The following is a 21,548-nucleotide window of genomic DNA, read 5'->3' as shown; positions in this document are numbered from 1 at the left end:
GTCCTCCCTCGATGCTTGGCCGACTTCCTATCGACGGATCATCTGGAGAGAAGGAAGGCGAAGGGAAGATTGCCCGGCAATTCACTGACGAGAAGACGATCGTCGAGCGAGATCGTGCCGTTGTCGAGAACGTCGCGCCATTCCCGGCCGATCAGGTCGCCGGACAAGACGATGGCCGTGTCCTTCCAGCATCCCTCGCCCGGCATGATGTTTCCGCAATCCTCGAGGAGGCGGTAGGTCATGCGCGGCGCAACCGCGATCGCCGCCTCGTCCTCGTTGAGACGGGCGAAGGCGATGATGTGATCGGCGAGCGCCCCTTCGACCTTCAGCGGGATATATCGGCCGTGGGTGAAGAGTTCCGGCGCGGCTTGGCGGGCCTTCAGGCCGGCCGCCGTGATCTTCGCCTTGATTCGCCCGTCGCGCCAGTTCTTCAGCGCATCCGGCATCGCCATTGCCTCGTCCATCGCCTTGACGCGGGCGGGGAAGTCGATGGAACGGCGATTGTCGGGGTCGACCAGCGACAGGTCGTAGAACTCCGTGCCCTGGTAGATGTCGGGCACGCCGGGGGCGGCGAGCTTGACGATGACCTGGGACAGCGAGTTCAGCGCGCCCGCCGCGACGAAGGGCTGAACCTCGTCCCAGAACTTCTTGAGGAAGTCGCCCTTCGGATCGAGCGCGGCGGACACGAAGCCGCGCAGGGCGTCCTCGTAGCCTTCCGCCGGCGCGGTCCAGCTCGTGAAGCGCTTGGCCTCGCGCACCGCCTTTTCCATGAAGGCGATGAGGCGCTTCTCGATGCTTGTCGCAAGCTCCTTGTCGCTCGGGTCGAAATCGGCCGGCAGCACACCGAGAAGGCTTTGATAGAAGCCCCATTCGGTGGCGGGATCGGGGGAAACGAGAAGCGGCGCGACGTCCTTGCGGAAGGGCGACAGGGTTTCGGCGGCGGCCGCGACGATGCCTTCCCAGCGCTCCGGGTCCTCGCTCAGGGTGTAGAGACGCGCCCGCGCATCCTCACCGCGCTTGGTATCGTGGGTGGAGGTCGCGAGCAATCCGTCCGGCTGGTCTTCGACGCGGATCTTCATCGCCTCGTGGAAGGTGGAAAGGTCCGTGCCGTAATGGTCCGGCTCGCCGCCGACCTCGTTCAAGGCGATCAGGCGGTTGTAGCGGTAGAAGACCGTGTCCTCCACGGCCTTGGCCATCACCGCGCCCGTGGTCTGCTGGAAGCGCCGGGTGAAGTTCAAGGCGCCGGCCACGTCCTCGCCTTCGGTGAAGTCGAGCTTCAGGAGGCGGCCGATGAACTCGATCGGCTCGTCGGCCTCGACCTCGCGGCCGGACTTGGCTTGCGCCACCGCCGCGTCGATGATCGCGACATCCTTTTCCGGCACGCCGTCGACGCCGACATAGGTGCGGTAAACGGGAAGCGCGGCGGCGACCTCGATGATCGAGCGCTGGATCGTGTCGGGTCCGAGATCGCGGGTGGAAAGGCCGCGCGAAGCCACCGACAAAGCCTCGCCGGTGAGATAGGCGAGTTCGCCCGCAAGGTTCCTCGCGAAGATCGAGCGCTTCTGGCGCTTGATCATGCCGCGCAGATCCTCGACCTCGCCGAGGAAGTCGGCATAGGCCTCCGACATCTCGTCTTCCTTGGAAGCATCGACGTAAAGGCCCGACAAGGCGGTGATGAACTCGTAGCCCGTGGTTCCCTGAATCTCCCAGGAGGTGCGCAGGCGCTCCTCGCCGGTCAGGATCTTCTCCACCCAGATGCCGAGTTCGCGCCGGTTGGACTGGAAGGCCTGTTTCAGGTCGAGAAGGTAGTTCTTCGGATCGGCGACGCCATCCACATGGTCGATGCGGATGCCGTCCAGCCGGCGCTCGCGGGCGAGCTTCATGATGGTGCGGTGCGAGTCGCGGAAGACGTGGCGGATTTCCTGGCGCACGCCGATGAGGTCGGCGATCTCGAAGAAGCGGCGATAGGTCAGCTTCTCGCGCGCCGTGCGCCACCAGGCGAGGCGCCAGTTCTGCGCCTCGTGCATGGCATGGAGCGCGGTCCGGTCGGCATTGATCGCCTCCACCGCTTTCGCCAGCGCCGCCGAGAAGCCGGCATCGTCCAGATGCTCGCGCAGGCGCTCGGTCAGTTCATCCCCGTCGATCGGGGTGGACACGGCGAAGCGTCGGACGAGACGGTCCCTTTCGGGATGGTCGAGGAAGCCGAAGACATGGCCGAGGCTGCGCGGATCGATCGGCAGACCGTAGCCGCTGGCGTCGAAGCGAAGACGGGCGCGGTCCGGCTCGACGATCACCTTCAGGTCGCCGTCGCCAAGCGCGTCGCCATAGGGCTTGCCGAGAACGGGCACGAGGATCTTCTCGGCGTCCCAGGCGATGTCGAAGGTCGAGGCGTAGCGGCTTTCCCGGCCCCAGGCGAGAACGTCCTCCCACCAGCCGTTTTCGGGCGACACGCCCATATGGTTCGGCACGAAGTCGAGAATCACGCCGAGATCGGCGGCGTTCATCGCGTCCGACAAGGCCCCGAAGCCCTCGTCGCCGCCGAGATCGGCCTCGAAGCGGTTGTAATCCACGACGTCGTAGCCGTGGGTCGAGCCCGGCGAAGCGGCGAAGATGGGAGAGGCGTAGAAGTGGCTGATGCCGAGCTTCTTCAGGTAGGGCGCGAGTTCCGCGGCGGAGGCGAAGTCCGTTCCTTCGCGGAACTGGAGGCGATAGGTCGCGACGAGCGGTCTGCTCAAGGTCTTTCACTCCGCATGGCGGCGGCGGCCGATTGGAAGCCCGGATGGGAGGCGAGATCCTCCAGGGAAACGGGCAGTCGGATACGCCAGTTCGGATATTGGTCGGTGGTGCCGGGAAGGTTCGGCTGGCGTTCCGAACCGATCATGTCCTCGATCTGGATCGCGACGAGGACGCTGGACGTGCGCGCGACGAAGCGATGCACGGCATCGGCAAGGTCCTGGTCGAAGCGGTCCGGCAGCGGGTCCTCGCCGGAGGCCACGCGCTCGTAGCGCTCGGGTAGAACCGTGGCTTCCTTCAGCGCCATCACGAGCGCGCGACGGTCTCGCGCCCGCTCCGCGCGGCCCTCCGCCGAGCGCTCGGCGCTTTGCGTGCCCATCTCTTCCCGAAGCTCGATATCGGCGCCGTCCCACCAGCCCTTCAGCGTCGGCAGGTCGTGCGTCGATACGCAGGCGAGCGACAGATCGGGATAGGCGGCGGGCTCTAGGAACTCGCCGCTGCGCCGCTCGAAGTAAAGGACGCGGTAGGACAGGACGCCGGCTTCCGACATCGTGTGGCGGAAGCCCGGCGGCACGGTGCCGAGATCCTCGCCGATGACGATGCAGCCATTGTCGTTCGAAACCGCGGCGATCGTATCCACCATGCGCCCGAGCGGATAGCGCACATAGCCGCCTTCCGACGAGGGATGGCCTTCGGCGATCCACCAGAGACGGGCCAGCCCCATCGCGTGGTCGATGCGAACCGCGCCGGCATTGCGCGTCAGGGCGTCGAAGGACGCGCCGAGCGGCTGGTAGTCGCGCTTGGCGAGAGCGGCGGGCGACAAGGGCGCGAGGCCCCAGTCCTGGCCGTTGGAATTGAACATATCGGGCGGGGAGCCGACGCGGGCGCTCGCCACCGTCAGTTCCGGGTCGGCCCAGGTTTCCGCACCGTCCGGCGACACGCCGACGGCAAGGTCCAGATAAAGACCGATGCGCATGCCCGCGCCCTTGGCGCGCTTCTGCGCTTCGGCGAGTTGCGCGTCGGCGATATATTGCAACCAGAGATGGAACAGGACCTCGTCGGCCGCTTCTTCCTCGAAGGCCGTCACGGTCGCCGAGTGGCGGTCCTGCCAATCCCTTGGCCAGGAATGCCAACCGGCATGATGCCCCTCCGCCACCATCTTGGCCGAGATCGCCTCGAACAGCGCAAAGTCGTGGAGCGGGTCGCCGTTTCCGGCAACGAAACGCTCGAAGGAAGATTCGCCGCGAATCTCTTCCTTGCGGGCATCGAAGAGGCCGTGAAGCAGACGATGCTTCAACCGCGTGGCAGTCGGATAGTCCACGAGTTCGCCGCCCAGAGCTTCGAGCGCACTCTCTCCCTTGGCCTTTTCGATCGCCTCCGATCCGCCTTTCAGGCGATCGACGGCGATATAAACGGGGTTGAGGAAGCGCCGGGTCGAGGGCGAATAAGGGCCGAAGCGCCCTCCGTCCGAGAAGAACAGCGCGTGGAGCGGATTGACGCCGACAAAGGCCGCGCCCGCCTCGCCAGCCACTTCGGCGAAGCGGGCGAGATCCTCGAAATCGCCGAGACCGAGCGAGCGCTTCGAGCGCAGGGAATAAAGCTGGCAGGTCGTGCCCCAGACCTTGCGGGAGAACAGATCCTCCGGCAGGGCGCAGCACTTGTGCGGGTGATCGTCCTTCTCGTCGAAGGTCCCGCGTTCGCCGTTTTCGGGATCGACGCCGAGCACCTGGAGGAGCGAGACCTTGGCCTTGTCGGAAATGACCTTCCGGTCGCCCATTTCCGAAATATAGCCGATCTGGATGCCGTGGCTTTCGGCGAGGCTGTCGAGATCAGACATCGGCAGAGGCTCCGAGCTTGAGGCGTCCGGTCATGCGCACCACGACGGAGGTGCCGGGCAGAACGCCGTGACGAAGGCCTTCTTCGGCTTCCGGGCTGGTGGCATAGATCGTGCGCCCTTCCGTGCGCTCGGCGGGCGTCAGCCCCGCCGGCAGGTCCCAGGGCTCGTCATCGAGATTGCCGAAGAGGTGCATGGCCGCGCCGCCGCCGAGCGACCAGCACACCTCGAAGGCGCGCGAGTCGTCCGAAGCGTGGAAGGACCCGGCATTCAGCGGGATGCCGGCCAGATGCGGCACGACCTCGCGCGCCCGGATCGCCAGGATTTCCTTCACGGTGGCGTAGTGCTCGGCATAGCCGTCCTCGCTCAGGCGCTCCCAACGCAGCTTGGAATGCTCGAAGGTCGAAGCCTCGTTCGGGTCCGGCACCACGGACTTGCCCTCGCGCTCATACGCGGCGAAGCGCTTGAACTCTTCCTTGCGGCCCTTCGAGACCGCCTCTCCGAGTTCGCCATGGAAGTCGGTGAAGAAACAGAAGGGCTGCGTTTCCCCATATTCCTCGCCCATGAAGATCAACGGAAGCTGCGGCGACAGGAGAAGGATCGCCTGGAGGCAGCGCATCTGCCCCTGCGTCGTCAGCGTGGTCAGGCGGTCGCCGAAAGCCCGGTTGCCGATCTGGTCGTGGTTCTGGATGAAGTTGACGAAGGCAGTCGGCGGCAGATGGGCGGACGGATGGCCGACATGGTCCTCACGCTCGCCCGAATATTGGCCTTGATACACGAAGCCTTCCGCCAGACACCGCGCGAGCTGGCGGGCGCTGCCGGGGGAATAATCGGCGTAGTAGCCTTCATTTTCGCCGGTCGTCAGCACGTGGCAGCAATGGTGGAAGTCGTCGTTCCACTCGGCCGAAACGAGGCGCGGCGTGCCGTCCGCGTTGCGCTCGATATGCCAGGTGATGTTGCGCGCGTCTTCGGATGTCAGATGGACGTGGCGGTCGGGGAAGGTCTGGCGCACGCGCGCCGCGAGTTCGGCGATGATGTCGACTTCGCTCTTGTCCTTGATGGAGTCGATGGCGTCGAGGCGCAGCCCGTCGATCTGGAACTCGCCGATCCAGTAAAGCGCGTTGTCGATCATGAACTCGCGCACGGGGCGCTCGTCATAGGCGATGGCCGGGCCCCAGGGCGTGTGGATTTCCGGATGGAAGAACTCCGGCGCATAGGCGTTGAGATAGTTCCCGTCCGGCCCGAAATGGTTGTAGACGACGTCGAGAAACACCATCAGGCCGCGCTGATGGGCAGCGTCCACGAGGCGCTTCAGCCCATCTACCCCGCCATAGGCGCCGTGCGGGCAGTAAAGGAGCGTGCCGTCGTAGCCCCAGCCGCGCTTGCCGCCGAACTCGGCGACCGGCAGAAGCTCGATCGCCGTGATCCCGGTTTCCTTGAGATAATCGAGCTTGGCGATCACCGCGTCGAAGGTGCCCTCCGGCGTGAAGGTGCCGGTATGCAACTCGTAGAAGACGCAATCCTGCAGGGGACGCCCCTTCCAGTCGCCGGTCTTCCATTCGAAGGCGAGCGGGTCGATCAGGCGGGAAAAGGAATGGACGTCCTGAACCTGGGCCCGCGCGGCGGGGTCCGGCACGATGGCGTCCCCATCGATGCGGAAGGCGTAGGGCTCGCCGAACGAAACCTTGTCGGTGACGACCTGCCACCACCCCCCGTCCTGCCGCTGGAGGTCCAGAAACTCGGGCGCTTCCGAGCTGCCGTAGGCGAGTTCCACCCGCGATTTCGTGGGAGACCAGATGCGAAAGCGAACCCCGCCTTCAACGACATTCGGACCCCAGTCCGTTTCCCGCGCGAATTGCGATGCGCCCGATCCAATCCGCAAGCCGTTTCCATCCATGTTTTTAGCCGCCCCCGACTGAAGACAAAGGTAACAAGAAGGCGGCCGGCGCGCCTCCAAGTATCGGGACGAGCGCATGGCATGTCCGGGTCGTGGCGCGATGCCACCCGTTCATGCCAGACCGTCCCCGGCTGCAATCTAAGGCGTGCGCGCCGGGTTCCAGCGCGACACGCCGCCTTTTTGCTACGACGCGACGAGACAACGCGTCGCCGACGCTCAGGCGGCGAGCTTCGCCTGCTCGCGAACCGCTTCCTCCACCGCCTCGCGCCCGCGGCCGATCCGGCCATGGACGAGATCGTGGATGAAGCCGAGCTTGGCGACCACGGCCGGCGACAGGACGAAGGGATAAAGGTCCTGATGCCCCATGGCGCGGTTGAAGGAGTTGAGCGCCGCCGACAAAGCCAGCCACGCCTCCATGATCTCCTCGATCGTGGTCTCCTTGCCGAAGACCTTGAAGTCGAGATTGGTGGAAAGGATGCCCTCCCGGTCGGCCTTCGGATGAACGGCGATGCCGTAGGAACCGCCGACTTCCAGCGTGTCCACGATGTGGAGGTAGTGCGCCCAGGTTTCGGCGAAGTCTTCCCAGGCATGGGATGCGGCATAGGAGGACACGTATTCCTCCTGCCAGTTGGGCTTCGGTCCATTGGCGTAATGCGTTTGGAGTGCCTGCCCGTAGTCGAGCGTGTCGTCGCCGAAGATCGCGCGGCACTCCTCGAGCGCGCCGCCGTCGCGCACCAGAAGGTCCCAGTACCAATGGCCGATCTCGTGGCGGAAATGCCCGAGCAGCGTGCGATAGGGCTCGCCCATGGCGGAGCGGCGCTTTTCGCGCTCGGCGTCGTCGGCTTCGGCCAGAGCGATGGTGATGATGCCCTCGTCATGGCCCGTCATGACGTTCTGCCCGCCCTCGTCCGACAGGAACTGGAAGCCGAGCCCTTCCTTGTGCTCGGCGCGGGTGACGAGCGGCAGGTCGAGCCGCAGAAGCGTATAGAACAGCCGCTGCTTGGCCAGTTCCATCTTCTGCCAGAGCGGCAGGTTGTCGGGATTGTCGAGGTTGGGGATGGTCATGTTGAAACGTGAGGCAAGGCTCAACGTGTCCGGGCTGTCGGAAGGCAGCACCCAGTTGCAAACGCCATGCGCATAGTTGGCGTCGTATTTCCAACCCTTGCCGTCGCTGCCCTGCCCGACCGACACCCAGAAGCCATCCTCGGCCGGCTCCAAGGCAAGGATGCGGTTGGATGCGGGCTCGTAGCCGAGCGCATGGTTGCAGCGCTCGCAGACCACATTGGAAAAGAAAACGACCTGTTGGCAGGACGGGCAAGAAAAGAGCTTCATTGCGAACCCTACGGGCGAGCTGAAAAACGAAAGGCCACCCGTGCGCCACGCTCAAGCGGCATCCATGGGTAGCATGCGGGGGCTTAATGGCGGGATCGCCGGCCGGTTCCCGACTAAGGGGCGTCAGTGAGCATCTTTTCGCACGTGCGTAATGGGATTCGATACCGGGAAACGCTTGCGGCGCGGGCGCAAGACCTTATGGTCGCAGGTTGAGTTCACTCAGCCGGTTGCTCGATGTCGATTCTCGCCGCACTGCATCACGTCACGCATTATCGCTACGACAGGCCGGTGCGCCTCGGCCCCCAGACGATCCGCCTGCGCCCCGCGCCCCATTCGCGCACCAAGGTGCCGTCCTATTCGCTGAAGGTTCGGCCCGAGAAGCATTTCGTGAACTGGCAGCAGGATGCCTTCGGCAACTGGCTCGCCCGCTTCGTGTTTCCCGACCCGGCCACCGAGTTCCGCATCGAAGTCGACCTTCTGGCCGACATGACGGTCTACAATCCGTTCGACTTCTTTGTGGAGGAATATGCGGAAGAATGGCCCTTCGCCTACGAGGAAGCGCTGGCGGTCGATTTGGCATCCTATCTCGTGCCCGAGCCCATGGGCGAAAAGGCGGAAGCCTTCCTCGCCACCGTGCCGCGCGAGAAGGAGCGCGTGGTGGATTTTCTCGTCGGTCTCAACCAGCGCTTGTCGCACGAGATTCGCTATCTCATCCGCATGGAGCCCGGCGTCCAGACCCCGGACGAGACTCTCGCCCTCGCCTCCGGCTCCTGCCGCGACACGTCCTGGCTTCTCGTCAACCTCCTGCGGCGCTTAGGGCTCGCCGCCCGCTTCGTGTCCGGCTACCTGATCCAGTTGAAGCCCGACATCGTGGCGCTGGACGGCCCGGCCGGCACGGATCACGACTTCACCGATCTTCACGCCTGGGCCGAGGTCTATCTGCCGGGCGCCGGTTGGATCGGCTTCGACCCGACCTCCGGCCTGATGACCGGCGAAAGCCACGTTCCGCTCGCCGCCGCGCCCCATTACCGCTCCGCCGCGCCGATCACCGGCGGCGTCGACTTCGCCGAAGTCCAGTTCGACTTCGACATGAGCGTGACGCGCGTTTCCGAGCGCCCGCGCGTGTCCTATCCCTTCTCGGAGGAAAGCTGGCAGGCGCTCGACGCTTTGGGCCGCGAAGTCGATGCCGAGTTGCAGGCGAACGACGTGCGCCTCACCATGGGGGGCGAACCGACATTCGTGTCGATCGACGATTTCGAGGCAGCCGAATGGAACGCCGATGCGACCGGCCCCGCCAAGCGGGCGCTGGCCGACGACCTCATCCGGCGTTTGGCGCAGCGCTTCGCGCCGGGCGGCTTCCTTCATTACGGCCAGGGCAAATGGTATCCGGGCGAAACCCTGCCGCGCTGGACCTTTTCGCTCTACTGGCGGCGCGACGGCGAGCCGATCTGGCGCGGCACCGATCTCGTCGGGCGCGAGAAGTCGTCCCGTGAAACCACGGACGCCGAGGCCGAGCGGCTGACGGTGCGGCTTGCCGACACGCTCGGCCTCGATGCCGGCAACGTCATCCCCGCCTTCGAGGACGCCGCTTATTGGATCGCCCGCGAAGCGCAACTGCCCGTGAACGTCGATCCCGCCGATTCCAAGATCGCGGACCGCGAGGAACGGGCCCGCATCGCCGCAGTGTTCGATCGCGGCCTCGACCGGCCAACCGGCTTCGTTCTGCCCGTCCAGGCATGGCAGGCGCGCTCAGCCAAGGTCCAATGGATTTCGGAGCGCTGGCGCACGCGCCGCAAGCGCTTGTTCCTGACGCCGGGCGACTCGGCGCTCGGCTACCGCCTGCCGCTCGCCTCGCTGCCCCATCTGCCTGAAAGCGCCCATCCCTTCACCCATCCGCAGGACCCAACGCAGGAGCTTGCCGCCCTTCCCCCGACCGGCCGTGTCGCCGCGCCGGCCGGCACCGACGCCGCGCGCCTCGTGCGCCAGGATGGCGAGCCGATGCAGCCCGTGCCCTCGCCGGCGGGAGCGTCCTCGTCTTCCCTGCCCGACCAGACGGAAATCGACGGCCATGTGCGCACCGCCATCGCGGTGGAGCCGCGCGACGGCAGGCTCTGCGTCTTCATGCCGCCACTCGAATCCGCCGAGGCCTATCTCGATCTTCTGTCGGCCGTGGAAGACATCGCGCGCGACGAGGACCTGCCGATCCTGATCGAGGGCTATCCGCCCCCGGTCGATCCGCGCCTCAACGTCATCCGCGTCGCGCCCGATCCCGGCGTCATCGAGGTGAACGTGCATCCGGCGGCGAGCTGGGACGAGGCGGTTGCGATCACCACGGCGGTCTATGAGGAAGCGCGCCAGTCGCGACTCGGGGCCGACAAGTTCATGATCGACGGCAAGCATGTCGGCACCGGCGGCGGCAACCACGTGGTGGTCGGCGGCGCGCATCCGATGGACTCGCCGTTCCTGCGCCGGCCGGACCTCCTGAAGTCGCTGGTGCTCCATTGGCAGCGCCATCCTTCGCTCAGCTACCTCTTTTCCGGCCTCTTCATCGGCCCGACGAGCCAGGCGCCGCGCGTCGACGAGGCCCGCCACGACGCGCTCTACGAGTTGGAAATCGCGATGGCGCAGGTGCCGCCCTTCGCCGATTCCAGTTCCGTGCCGCCCTGGCTGGTGGATCGCCTGTTCCGCAACCTCCTCGTGGACGTTACCGGCAACACGCACCGGTCCGAGATCTGCATCGACAAGCTTTATTCCCCGGACGGTCCGACCGGGCGTCTCGGCCTCGTGGAGTTCCGCGGCTTCGAGATGCCGCCGGATGCGCGCATGAGTCTGGCCCAGCAGCTTCTGATCCGCGCCCTGATCGCCAGATTCTGGAAGGAGCCGCAGGAGGGCGGCTTCGCGCGCTGGGGCACGCAGCTCGCCGACCGCTTCACCCTGCCGGCTTTCGTGTGGGCCGATTTCGAGGACGTGCTCGCCGATCTCGGTCGCGCCGGCTACCCCTTGCGGGCCGAATGGTTCGAGGCGCAGGCCGAGTTCCGCTTCCCGTTCTGCGGCCGGATCGAGCGCGAAGGCGTCTCGCTGGAACTGCGTCAGGCGCTGGAGCCGTGGCACGTGATGGGCGAAACGGGCGCGATCGGCGGCACTGTGCGCTTCGTCGATTCCTCCGTCGAGCGGCTTCAGGTGAAGCTCTCGAACTTCGATCCTTCGCGCCACGTCGTCACCTGCAACGGGCGCGAGGTGCCCTTGGCCGCCGGGCCGAACAACGGCGACGGCATCGCCGGGGTCCGCTTCAAGGCTTGGCAGCCGGCGTCCGGCCTTCACCCGACGATCCCCGTTCATGCGCCGCTGACCTTCGACATCTTCGATCGCTGGTCGCGCCGCTCGCTCGGCGGCTGCCGCTACCATGTCGCCCATCCCGGCGGGCGCAACTACGACACCTATCCGGTGAACGCCTACGAGGCCGAAGCGCGCCGCCTCGCCCGCTTCGAGCCCATCGGCCATACGCCCGGCGCCTTCGAGCCGGTGCGCGAAGTGCCCCATCCCGCCTTTCCGACGGTGCTCGACCTGCGGCGTCCGCCGGGCGCGGCGCGCTGATGGCGGCAAAGGCCAGCGACCTTCTCCAGCATTACCGGCCGGGCGAAGCGCATGACGAGATGATGGGGCCGGACAGGAAACCGCGCCCCCATTATCGCCCGCTGATCGAAGCCTTGTCGGCGATGACAGGGGAAGAGCGGACGCGGCGCGCCGACACGGCCCGGCAATATTTACGCGAGGCGGGCGTCTTCTACCGTGTCCAGGGGGGCGCGGGCGGCCCGGAGGAAGGCGAGCGCACATGGCCGCTCGCCTTTCCGCCTCTTCTTCTGGAACGGCGCGAATGGGAGGCCCTGGAAGCGGGCCTGCGGCAAAGAGCACGTTTTCTCGAACTCCTTCTCGCCGATCTCTACGGCGAGCGCTCGGTGATCGCCGAAGGTCTCCTGCCGAGCGCGCTTCTCGGCCGCAATCCCGAGTTCCTCCATCCCCTCAGCGAGCAAGGGCGAACGGGCGAGCCGCTGATCCATTTCATCGCGGTGGATCTGGCGCGCGGGGCCGATGGCCGGTGGCGCGTTCTCGGCGACCGCGCACAGGCCCCCTCCGGCGCGGGCTTTGCGCTGGAAAACCGGGTCGCGACCGCACGCGCCTTTCCCGAACTCAACGCCGCCATGCGGGTGGAGCGCCTTGCCGGCTTCTTCGTCCGGTTCCGCGAGCAGCTTCTCGCCATGAACCGAAGCGGCGGCGGGCGCATCGGCGTTCTGACGCCCGGTCCGTTGAACGAGACCTATTTCGAGCACGCCTATCTCGCACGCTATCTCGGCCTCCAGCTTCTGGAGGGCGGCGATCTGGCGGTGCGGGGAAGTCGTCTGTTCGTGCGCACCGTCGAGGGTCTGGCACCGATGAGCGTCCTTTGGCGGCGCCTCGACGGCGACTTCGCCGACCCGATCGAACTCTTCGGCGGCTCGCGCATCGGCACGCCGGGGCTTGTTTCGGCGGTTCGCGCCGGCCATCTGCGCATGGTCAACGCGCTCGGCTCCGGGCTTCTGGAAAGCCCCGGCTTATTCGCCTTTCAACAAGCGCTCGCGACCCGCCTTATTGGCGAGGAGCTTGCCCTCGAAACGTCGCGGACATGGTGGTGCGGCAGGGCAAAGGACCGTGCCTTCGTGTCGGCGAACCGGGAGCGCCTCGCTGTTCTTCCCGCCTTTCCGCCGCGCTTCGGCACCCTCTCGCCGGGCGGCAACGACCTTTTCGCGGCGATGGACGCGGATGGCGAGGCTTTCGTCGGCCAGGAGATACCTGCCCTTTCAACCGCGCCGGTTCTCATCAACGACCGGTTGGAGCCCCGCGCCTTCGTCCTTCGCGTTTTTCTGGCCCGCGACGGCGAGGATTGGCATGTCATGCCGGGCGGTTTCGCCCGGATCGCGAGCGAAGGCGGGGCGCGGTCCGTTTCGCTGCAAAGCGGCGGCTTTTCCGCCGATGTCTGGATCGCCACTGAGAGCGAGGTCGCGCCGGTTTCGCTGATCGCGCCGACATCGCAGCGCTTCCTGCGCCGCGTTCCCGGCACCTTGCCCTCGCGCGCCGCCGACAATCTCTTTTGGCTCGGGCGCTATGTCGAGCGCGTCGAGGTCGCCGCGCGGCTTCTTCGGCTCCACGCCCTGCGGCTAGCCGAGGGCGCGCGGGACGACAGCTTGGCATTGCGGCTCGAAGCGGCGCTGCGGCGCTGCGGCGTCGATCCGAACGAAGGGGCGCGGCGCGATCTCGCCCATCTGGCGTCCTCGGCCTTCCACACCGCATCGCGCATCCGCGACCGCTTCTCGCCGGACGGCTGGCGGGTCCTCGGCGAAGTCGTGGAACTCCTGAGCGATCCCGAGGACGGCGACCGGGTGCGCCTGACGAGCGCTCTTCTCACGCGGCTTTCGAGCTTCGCCGGTCTCGTCGGCGAGAATATGTACCAGTTCACGGGCTGGCGCTTCCTGCGCTGCGGTCGCTTTCTGGAACGCGGCCTGACGACCGCTTTCGTCGGCTCCGCCCTGGTCGGAGACGATCTGCCGGAAGGCGCGCTGGAAGCCCTTCTCGATTTCACCGACAGCCGCGTGACCTATCGCCGGCGCCATTCCGTCGCCCCCTCGCGCGAGACCGTCTTGGACCTCGCCGTGCTCGACCCGTTGAACCCGCGCTCGGTGGCGTTTCAGGTGAACGGCCTTGGCGACACGCTCGCCGGCCTGCCCGGCATGCGCGCCGGCGAAACGCCCGGCCAGATGTCGCGGCGGGCCAAGCGCCTTCAGGTGCGGCTCGCGACAGGCGTTCCCGGCGAAGTCGACGCCGCCTTCCTCACCCGCATTGTCGGCGATTTCACCGCTCTCTCGGATCTTCTGACGGAGCGCTATTTCGCCGGGGCCGAGGACGAGACCGACGAGCGGGCGGAAGGCGAATGACTGGGAAGGCCATGCTCTACGACGTGCGCCTCCAGATCGCCGCCGATTATCCGGTCGGCGTGAAGGAAGCGCGCCATATGCTGCGGATGCGGCTGCGCGCGTCGCGCGACCAGGACGTCCTGCGCCAGGATCTCACCGTTTCTCCCAAGCCCGACGAAACGCATCGCGCCGCCGACTTCTTCGGCAATCATTGCGACCACATCGCCATTCTCCACCGGCATGACACGCTGGAAGCCGATCTTTCCGCGCGCATCCGCGTGTCGCGGCAGATTCCCGACCTGTCGGGGTCGCCGTCGCGGGAAGCGGTTGCTGCCTCGGCCCTTGGCTACCGCGATACGGGCGGCTCCTCGCCGATCCATTTCCGGGGTGCTTCGCGCCTTATCGTTCCAAGCGCTGCCAGCAGGGCCTTCGCCCGCGATTTCGCGAGCCTGAACGATGCTGCCGGGCTCGCCCTCAACATGACGAAGGCGATCTTTGAGGGCTTCACCTACGCCTCCGGCGAAACCGGCATCGATACGCCGGTGGACGAGGTGCTGCGAAGCCGGCGCGGCGTTTGCCAGGACTTCGCCCATCTGATGATCCTCGCGCTGCGCGGCCTCGGCCTGCCGGCCGCCTATGTTTCCGGTTTCCTTCGCACCGATCCGCCGCCGGGCCGACCGCGACTTGCGGGTGCCGACGCCATGCATGCATGGGTCGCGGTCTGGCTCGGCGAGGCTCTCGGCTGGGTCCAGTTCGATCCGACCAACGGCGTCGCGGCCGGCAACGACCATCTCGTCGCGGCCTTCGGGCGCGACTATGCCGATGTGGCGCCGATGGGCGGCGTGGTGACGACTTCGGGCGGCCAGGCGGCGCGCCACGCGGTGGATGTGGTTCCGGTCGCGGAAGAAGCCGCGCATCGCGCCACTCTGCCGTAAAGGAGGAAGGCACCGCCCCGTTAGCGTTTCGTTGACAACGTCTCGAAGTCACCGGCGTCGGCAACTCTATGGCGAGAATTTTCCGCGAAGGCTGAGGTTGCGGAGATCGGTTCGGCGATGCACATCGACGTCATCACACTTTTCTACATGACCTGCGGCGTTTCCTTCGTCGCGGCGCTCCATACCCTTTGGGAGCGCCGGCTGAAGGGCTCGAACGGGTCGGAATTCCTCTGGTGGGCCTCGGGCTACGCGGTGATCGGCCTCGGCTGCTTCCTGCGTATCCAACCGCTGCCGTCTGCCGTCTCGTTGGCGCTGGCCAATCTCGGCGTGATGCTCGGTTATGCCTTCATCTTCATCGGCATCGCCCGCTTCATGGCGGTCAAGCTGCCGAACTGGTGCGGACCGCTCCTCGCCGCGAGCCTCGTGATCTGGCTCGGATGGATATGGAAGGCGGACATCGACATTCGCACAGCCTATGGTTCCATCATTGTGGCCGCGCTGTCGCTTGGAGCCGCATCTCTGTTGCGCGAGCGCCCCGGACAGCCTCCCTATCCCTCGCAACAGCTCGCCAAGACGCTTTTCGCCATCCATGGATCGATCTATGCCTTCCGCGCCCTGGCCGTGGTTCTCGGCAGCTCGACGCTCGCGCAGTTCAACGGCGTCGTCATGATCGCGATCATGGTGGAAGGTCTTCTTTGGGCCGCCACCGGCCCGGCCGCGCTTCTGACCCTCGTGCGAGAGCGCAGCGAGCACCGCTTGTTTTCCGCGTCCGAGACCGACTTCCTGACGGGGCTCGACAATCGCCGCGCTTTCTCCCGCCGGGGCCAGAGCCTTCTCGATGACACGGCCGAGCGCGGCGCCTGCTGCAACCTTCTCGTGTTCGACCTCGATCACTTCAAGTCGATCAACGACCGGAACGGGCATCAAACGGGCGACGAAGTGCTGAAGATCTTCGCGCGCATCCTCCAGTCGGAAGCGCAGCCGCAGGACATCGTCGCGCGGCTCGGAGGCGAGGAGTTCGCGCTGCTTCTGGCCGGCGACCAAACCCGGCGGCCCGAAACGGTGGCCGCCGCCGTATCGACGAGATTACGGGAAGCGACACTGGCTTTTCCGGGCTTCGCCGAGCCTGTGACGGTCAGCGCCGGGCTCGCAAGTTCCGGCGACTGCGATGTCGGCCTCGACCGTCTCGTGGCGCTTGCCGATGCCGCGCTTTATCGCGCCAAGTTCAATGGCCGAAACCGGCTCGAACGCGCCGAGCCGGTTTGCGGCGCTCCGGTCACATCAGGACTGCGGCCGGCAGTGGCGTGACGGCTGCGGTGGGTTTCTCTTCGGCCACGAGAACCACGGTAGCGAGCGGCGGGAGCGTGAGCGAGACCGACCATTCCCGTCCGTTGGCAGAGACGTCTTCGGCCTCCGCGCCGCCCATATTGCCGACATTGGACCCGGCATAGATCTCTGCATCCGTGTTCAGCCGTTCCGCCCAGAATCCCTCGTGCGGCACGCCGACGCGATAGTTCTCGCGCACCAACGGCGTGAAGTTGCAGACCACCACGACCGACCGACCGTCCCTGTCTTTCCGCAGATAGGACAGAACGGTCTGCTCGGCGTTCTGCGTGTCGATCCATTCGAAGCCGGCCGGGTCGCAATCGAGCTGATGCAGCGCCGGGATCTCGCGATACATCGTGTTGAGGTCGCGGATCAGCCGCTGAACGCCCCGGTGTTCGGGATATTCGAGAAGGTGCCAGTCGAGCGACTGGTCGTGGTTCCATTCGGCCGACTGCCCGAACTCGCCGCCCATGAACAGAAGCTTCTTGCCGGGATGGGTCCACATGAAGGCGTAGTAGGCGCGAAGGTTGGCGAACTTCTGCCAGTGGTCGCCCGGCATCTTGTTGAGGATCGAGCCCTTGCCGTAGACGACCTCGTCGTGGCTGAGCGGCAGAATGAAGTTCTCCGAATAGGCATAGACCATGCCGAAGGTCATGTGGTGCAGGTGGTAGCGCCGGTTGATCGGGTCTTCTTGCATGAAATGCAGCGTGTCGTGCATCCAGCCCATGTTCCATTTGAAATGGAAGCCGAGGCCGCCGGCATAGGTCGGGCGCGACACGTTCGGGAAGGAAGTCGATTCCTCCGCATGGGTCGAAGCCGCCGGATACAGCCCGCCGACCCGTTCGTTGGTTTCCTTCAGGAAGGCGATGGCTTCCAGGTTTTCGCGCCCGCCGAAGATGTTCGGCTCCCATTCGCCGTGTTTGCGCGAATAATCGAGGTAGAGCATGGAGGCGACCGCATCGACGCGCAGGGCATCGATATGGAAGCGGTCGAGCCAGTAAAGCGCGTTGGAGAACAGGAAGTTGCGGATCTCGGTGCGACCGTAGTCGTAGATCAGCGTGTTCCAGTCCTGATGGAAGCCGCGGCGCGGGTCCGGGTGCTCGTAAAGGGCCGTGCCGTCGAAACGCGCAAGGCCGTGGACGTCGGTCGGGAAGTGGCCGGGCACCCAGTCCACGATGACGCCGATGCCTTCTTGATGCAGCGCATCCACCAGCCGCGCGAAGCCTTCCGGCGTGCCGTAGCGCGAGGACGGCGCGAAAAGGCCGATCGGCTGGTAGCCCCAGGACCCGTAGAAGGGATGCTCGGAAACGGGCAGGAACTCGACATGGGTAAAGCCCATGTCCTTGATATAGGGCACGAGTTGGCCGGCGATCTGGTCGTAGTCCAGCATGGCGTTCCAGTCGCCGCGCCGCCAGGAACCCAGATGCACCTCGTAGATGGAAACGGGCTTGCCGGCGTCCTGCCAGTCCGGCCCTTGCGCGCGGAACTCGTCGTCCTTCCAGTCATGCTCGACGAGGCCGGAGACGATGGAAGCCGTGGAGGGCGCCTGCTCATGAAAGAAGCCGACCGGGTCCTGCTTCGTCGGCTGCATGTCGCCGCGAATGCCGATCACCTCGAACTTGTAGACCTCGCCCTTGGCGATGCCGGGGATGAAGATTTCCCATGCGCCGCAATCGTGGCGGAAGCGCATCACGTGGCGCCGGCCGTCCCAACCGTTGAAATGGCCGACCACGGACACGCGTTGGGCGTCGGGCGCGAGCACCACGAACTTGACGCCCTTCACCCCTTCCATCTCGAAGGGATGAGCGCCGAAGGCCTCGTAAAGACGGTTATGGACGCCCTGCGACAGATAGTAGGCGTCGTGGGCACCGAGAATCTGGCCGAAGCGGTAGACGTCCTCCTCTTCCCAATCCACGCCCTTGTGGTGGTAGCGCAAACGGTAGGCGTCACCTTGGGCAAGGCCCGGCACGAAGCCCGAATGCAGGTCTCCGTGCCCGATCGCTTCCAGCCGCGCCAGAACCTTGCCGGAAGCATCGATCACGTCGGCCGACTCCGCCCCCGGCCGGAAGGCGCGCACGATCATGCCCCCTTCCGCCGCGTGTGGACCCAGCACCGCGAAGGGATCGTATTGCCGGCCGTGCTCCAGAGCCCAGACGGCCTCGTCGCCGGGATGGTGATGAACCGTCGTCTGGATCTCGCTCATGCAAGGACCTGTCGTTTTTCGAGAAGGGCCGTGATGCCGCGCAGCGGGATCGACAGCCAGGTCGGGCGGTTGGCCGCCTCGTAGCGCAGTTCGTAGAAGGCCTTCTGGAGAAGGAAGAGGTCGAGAAGACGCGAAGCGCCCTCCTCCGAAAGGTCGATGCCCGACGCTTCGCTCCAGGCAGCAAGGAAGGAGCGGGTGATCTCGTCACGCCAGCCGACGGTGACATCGCGCAGGCGCGCCAGCGCTTCCTCGCCCATCGGCCCCACCATGTCGAGCGCGGCGAAGGCGGCATAGTCGAAGGAGCGCAGCATGCCGGCGACGTCGCGCAGCGGCGAGGTCTTGGCGCGGCGCTCGTCCAGGCTCGCGCCCGGCTCGCCCTCGAAATCGAGGATATAGATGTCGTTCTTGGCGACGAGCAACTGCCCGAGATGATAGTCGCCGTGTATGCGCGTCGCCGGCGACGAAACCGACAGTTTGGCGAAGGTGTCGAAGAAGGCGTCGATCCCGGCTTCGGCTTTGATCAGCCTGTCGATATCGGCGCCAACAGTTTCCGGCACGTTGGAGCGAACACGGGAAAGAACGGTGAGTGCTTCCTTCGCCTCATGCCGCGCGCCCGCGACGAAGCGCTCGATCATGGCGGCGTCGATGGGTTCCGGGTCGAAGGCCGCATCGCCCGTCTTCGTCGCCAGAGCCGCATGCATCTCGCCGGTGCGCCGGCCGACGATCGGCCCTGCGTCGAGGCGGGTGACGAGCGGGGCTCTCCCCTCGAACTCCACCGCATCGCCAGCCTCCTCATCGAGAGGCGGCGTCGCATAGGCGTTTTCGCGCAGGTACTTGGACAAGCCTTCGGTCATGACGGTCCAGGCATCGCCCTGGTTCTCAACGCGCTCGAAGAGAGCGCCGACCGCCGCTTCGCTGCCATCGGCCCGCTTCAGCACCATGGAAGACAGAAGCGCGGGCGCGGCCTTGAACTGCGTCTTTTCGGTCAGGAAACGGGTGACTTCCAGTTCCGGCTGCTTGCCGTCGCGCAGGCGTCGATAAAGCTTCAGGATCGCGACCGGTCCGACGAGGATCGACGTATTGGACTGCTCGCCCGAGATCGGCGAGATCTGTTCCGGCTCCACCAGTTCGGCGCTCGCCAGAAGCTCGGCCGCCGCCGTCGACGCCTCCACCTGAAGCGTTCCCGTCTCGTTGAGAACGATCTCGCCGCTCTTGCTCATCAAGGCGACCAGCATCTTCACATGCGAGGGGTCGCGCGCGCCGTCGATGATGACGCCGACCATCGGGCCCTGGCGGATCTTCATCAGCGTATAGGGCAGCGTCGGGCTGTCGCGATGGAGATAGTCCTCGCCCCATTTCGCGCTGAGCGGCAGGAAGTAGCGTTGCTCGCCGTCCACCGTCTCGATGGAGACCTCGTTCAGGGCATGGCCGCGCGAACCGCCGGGGGCGGTGCCGAGCACGGTGAGCGTGGTCGCGCCCGCCTTGCCGCTCTTGGCGCCGAACCAGCGCTGGCCGGCGATGAAGTTCGACATCACGCCTTCCACCTCGCGGCGGTTGCGCTCATCCAGCGTCGTCTTCAGGTCGCCGCGCACCACGATCGTGGTGAAATCGGGCAAGGGCTGCGGCTCCTGGCTGCGCTGGATCGACACGTCGATGCCCGAGATATCGAACCAGAAGAAGCCGAAGGCCGGCAGGGTCAGGACATAGGAGCCCTGGCCGATGGTGGGGAAGCGCGACATGCCGAGCATCTCGATCGGCTGCACGCCGGCAAAGGCGGAAAGATCGAGTTCCACGGCCTGCGCGGTGGAAGAGAGATTGGCCACGCACAGGATGCGCTCGTTCGCGTATTCGCGCAGATAGGCCAGAACCTTGCGGTTCGACGGGTAGATGAAGGAGATCGTGCCGCGCCCGAAGGCCTCGCGCGTGCGCCGAACCTGCACGATGCGGCGGCTCCAGTTGAGAAGGCTCGCCGGATTGTTGGACTGGGCTTCCACGTTGATCGACTGGAAGCCGTACATGGCGTCTTGGATCGGCGGCAGATAAAGGCGCTGCGGGTCGGCTCGGCTGAAGCCGCCATTGCGGTCGGCCGACCATTGCATGGGCGTCCTGACGCCGTCGCGGTCGCCGAGATAATAGTTGTCTCCCATGCCGATCTCGTCGCCGTAGTAAAGCGTCGGCGTGCCGGGCATGGACATCAGAAGCGCGTTCAGAAGCTCGATCTTGCGCCGGTCGTTGCCCATCAGCGGGGCGAGGCGGCGGCGGATGCCGAGATTGATGCGGGCGCGCGTATCCACCGCATAGGTGGTCCAGAGATAGTCACGCTCTTCGGCCGTCACCATTTCGAGCGTCAACTCGTCATGGTTGCGCAGGAAGATCGCCCATTGGCAGTTGGCCGGAATTTCCGGCGTTTGCCGCATGATGTCGGTGATCGGGTGCCGGTCCTCCTGCGCCAGGGCCATGTACATGCGCGGCATCAGGGGGAAATGGAACGCCATGTGGCATTCGTCGCCGTCGCCGAAATAGGGGCGCGTGTCTTCCGGCCATTGATTGGCCTCGGCGAGCAGCATCCGGTCGGGATAATGGGCGTCGAGATCGGCGCGGATGGCCTTCAGGACGTCGTGCGTCTCGGGCAGGTTCTCGTTGTTGGTGCCTTCGCGCTCCACGAGATAGGGGATCGCGTCGAGGCGCAAACCGTCCACGCCCTTGTCGAGCCAGAAGTGCATGACGTCGAGCACTTCCTTCATCACCGCTGGATTGTCGAAGTTAAGGTCCGGCTGGTGCGAGAAGAAGCGGTGCCAGAAATACTGGCCCGCGACCGGATCATAGGTCCAGTTGGAAGTTTCGGTGTCGGTGAAGATGATGCGGGTGAGGTCGTAACCCTTGTCGTCGTCGGCCCAGACATAGAAGTCGCGCTCGGGCGAGCCCTTCGGGGCTTTCCGCGCGGCCTGGAACCAGGGATGCTGGTCCGAGGTGTGGTTGATGACGAGTTCGGTGATGACGCGAAGGCCCCTCTTGTGGGCCTCGTCCACGAAGCGCTCGAAATCCTCCATCGTGCCGTAGGACGGGTTCACCGAGCGGTAGTCGCCGATGTCGTAACCGTCGTCCCTCAGCGGCGAGGGGTAGAAGGGCAGAAGCCAGATCGCGGTGACGCCGAGTTGCTGGATATAATCCAGATGCGACAGGAGCCCTGCAAAGTCGCCGATCCCGTCGCCGTTGGAATCGGCGAAGGTCTTGACGTGAAGCTGGTAGATGATCGCGTCCTTGTACCAGTCGTCCGCCTTCGGGTCCGGTCCGGCAATGGGATCGCTCGCGGTCAGGATAACATGCTCGTTCATCGGTAAAC

10 protein-coding genes are annotated in these 21,548 nt (G+C 65.8%); 4 read left to right on the top strand and 6 right to left on the bottom strand.

Annotated features, from left to right (window positions below):
- Nucleotides 1–38: 38 nt before the first annotated feature.
- The 4 genes from treY to F9929_RS14295 all read right to left on the bottom strand — a co-directional run bounded on the left by treY (nt 39) and on the right by F9929_RS14295 (nt 7,796).
- Nucleotides 39–2,735, bottom strand: coding sequence for a malto-oligosyltrehalose synthase (gene treY, locus F9929_RS14310; protein WP_152047261.1), 2,697 nt, complete (start codon nt 2,733–2,735; stop codon nt 39–41).
- Nucleotides 2,732–4,570 (bottom strand): 4-alpha-glucanotransferase, encoded by a 1,839-nt coding sequence (gene malQ, locus F9929_RS14305; protein WP_152047260.1) that lies wholly within the window; start codon nt 4,568–4,570, stop codon nt 2,732–2,734. The genes treY and malQ overlap by 4 nt, the downstream gene beginning before the upstream one ends.
- A complete protein-coding gene (gene treZ / locus F9929_RS14300; protein WP_152047259.1) occupies nt 4,563–6,464 on the bottom strand; it encodes a malto-oligosyltrehalose trehalohydrolase in 1,902 nt (633 codons plus the stop codon). Before treZ ends, malQ begins: the two co-directional genes overlap by 8 nt.
- Before the next feature lie 216 nt (nt 6,465–6,680).
- Nucleotides 6,681–7,796, bottom strand: a complete 1,116-nt coding sequence (locus F9929_RS14295; protein ID WP_152047258.1) for a zinc-binding metallopeptidase family protein — start codon at nt 7,794–7,796, stop codon at nt 6,681–6,683.
- 234 nt (nt 7,797–8,030) lie between these two features.
- Between F9929_RS14295 and F9929_RS14290 the strand changes: the two genes are divergently transcribed.
- The 4 genes from F9929_RS14290 (at nt 8,031) to F9929_RS14275 (ending at nt 15,984) form a co-directional block, all read left to right on the top strand.
- Entirely contained in the window at nt 8,031–11,390 is a 3,360-nt protein-coding gene (locus tag F9929_RS14290; RefSeq protein ID WP_152047257.1) for a transglutaminase family protein, read from the top strand.
- Nucleotides 11,390–13,762 (top strand): circularly permuted type 2 ATP-grasp protein, encoded by a 2,373-nt coding sequence (locus tag F9929_RS14285; RefSeq protein ID WP_152047256.1) that lies wholly within the window; start codon nt 11,390–11,392, stop codon nt 13,760–13,762. The genes F9929_RS14290 and F9929_RS14285 overlap by 1 nt, the downstream gene beginning before the upstream one ends.
- Nucleotides 13,759–14,676 carry a transglutaminase family protein gene (locus tag F9929_RS14280; protein ID WP_235919310.1) on the top strand — a complete coding sequence of 306 codons (918 nt, stop codon included), beginning with the start codon at nt 13,759–13,761 and terminating at the stop codon, nt 14,674–14,676. The genes F9929_RS14285 and F9929_RS14280 overlap by 4 nt, the downstream gene beginning before the upstream one ends.
- Before the next feature lie 117 nt (nt 14,677–14,793).
- Nucleotides 14,794–15,984: a GGDEF domain-containing protein gene (locus F9929_RS14275; protein ID WP_152047255.1), complete on the top strand. Its 1,191-nt coding sequence runs from the start codon at nt 14,794–14,796 to the stop codon at nt 15,982–15,984.
- Here the strand turns inward: F9929_RS14275 and glgB are convergent.
- Nucleotides 15,953–18,205: a 1,4-alpha-glucan branching protein GlgB gene (gene glgB, locus F9929_RS14270; RefSeq protein WP_152047254.1), complete on the bottom strand. Its 2,253-nt coding sequence runs from the start codon at nt 18,203–18,205 to the stop codon at nt 15,953–15,955. The two genes, F9929_RS14275 and glgB, sit on opposite strands and share 32 nt — an antisense overlap.
- Nucleotides 18,202–21,540, bottom strand: coding sequence for a maltose alpha-D-glucosyltransferase (gene treS / locus F9929_RS14265; protein WP_152047253.1), 3,339 nt, complete (start codon nt 21,538–21,540; stop codon nt 18,202–18,204). Before treS ends, glgB begins: the two co-directional genes overlap by 4 nt.
- Between the last annotated feature and the right edge of the window lie 8 nt (nt 21,541–21,548).

Source organism: Aureimonas psammosilenae, from assembly GCF_009176975.1.
Taxonomy (GTDB): Bacteria; Pseudomonadota; Alphaproteobacteria; order Rhizobiales; family Rhizobiaceae; genus Plantimonas; species Plantimonas psammosilenae.
Note: the sequence above shows the minus strand (reverse complement) of the source record. Positions and strands in the feature narration are given on the sequence as shown.

Bases quoted from the DNA above. Each gene is read 5' to 3' on its own strand.
- malQ (WP_152047260.1), bottom strand. From the start codon at position 4,570: ATGTCTGATCTCGACAGCCTCGCCGAAAGCCACGGCATCCAGATCGGC.
- treZ (WP_152047259.1), bottom strand. From the start codon at position 6,464: ATGGATGGAAACGGCTTGCGGATTGGATCGGGCGCATCGCAATTCGCG.
- F9929_RS14295 (WP_152047258.1), bottom strand. From the start codon at position 7,796: ATGAAGCTCTTTTCTTGCCCGTCCTGCCAACAGGTCGTTTTCTTTTCC.
- F9929_RS14290 (WP_152047257.1), top strand. From the start codon at position 8,031: ATGTCGATTCTCGCCGCACTGCATCACGTCACGCATTATCGCTACGAC.
- F9929_RS14285 (WP_152047256.1), top strand. From the start codon at position 11,390: ATGGCGGCAAAGGCCAGCGACCTTCTCCAGCATTACCGGCCGGGCGAA.
- F9929_RS14280 (WP_235919310.1), top strand. From the start codon at position 13,759: ATGACTGGGAAGGCCATGCTCTACGACGTGCGCCTCCAGATCGCCGCC.
- F9929_RS14275 (WP_152047255.1), top strand. From the start codon at position 14,794: ATGCACATCGACGTCATCACACTTTTCTACATGACCTGCGGCGTTTCC.
- glgB (WP_152047254.1), bottom strand. From the start codon at position 18,205: ATGAGCGAGATCCAGACGACGGTTCATCACCATCCCGGCGACGAGGCC.
- treS (WP_152047253.1), bottom strand. From the start codon at position 21,540: ATGAACGAGCATGTTATCCTGACCGCGAGCGATCCCATTGCCGGACCG.